General features: G+C 44.1%; 1 pseudogene. It reads right to left on the bottom strand.

Features of this window, described 5'->3' with window-relative positions:
• Window positions 1-529 (bottom strand): annotated as a pseudogene (locus tag HMPREF9018_RS05540) (IS1380 family transposase); the annotation flags it as partial.
• Between the last annotated feature and the right edge of the window lie 119 nt (window positions 530-648).

Consider the following 648-nt stretch of genomic DNA (forward strand, 5'->3'; position numbering starts at 1 on the left):
CCCTCTGATGGAATTTCACATTGGTGTTTCCGTCACGGTTCTCACCTCCGACTATGATTCCCCCAATGGAAGCCCAACCAGGGAAATAGCCAAAATCCTGCTTGTAAGAATACTTTGCATCGAACTTGTGGGCAGGAACAAACTGGTGGTCAAAGTCCAGGTCAACATGACTACCCACCTTTATAAGCCCCATCCTCCGTATCATTCGTAAAAGTAAGGTATTCAACTTCTGTGCCGTGTTGAAACTATACGACTTGTCGGAGGTTTCGCTCTTATAGACAATACTTTTCTCGGCAAGTTCCTTTAGTCCGCGCCCCACAGTGTCGGCACCGGGTAATAGCGTTTCAGGTCTCTGCTTGAACTGTCCTATAAGCACATTGATGTCTTCAAGGCATTCTCCACCACAAAGGTAACTGAAGAAGAGAGAGCCGAAAATACTTCCATGGCTGAATGCCTTGCCGCTACTCCCACGTTTTCCCAATACGGATTCGGTAAGTTTTTCAAAGCCCAACTTTGAGAAAACGTCCATAATGTGATAAATTCCACCGAAAGAAGTGATATTCTCGTTTTTAATTGCTACCTTTGTTACGTCAGATATTTGCTTACTTGTTATGTTTGCAGCACCAAGATAGGTGAAATTTCTGACAT

This window comes from Prevotella amnii CRIS 21A-A (assembly GCF_000177355.1).
Classification (GTDB): domain Bacteria; phylum Bacteroidota; class Bacteroidia; order Bacteroidales; family Bacteroidaceae; genus Prevotella; species Prevotella amnii.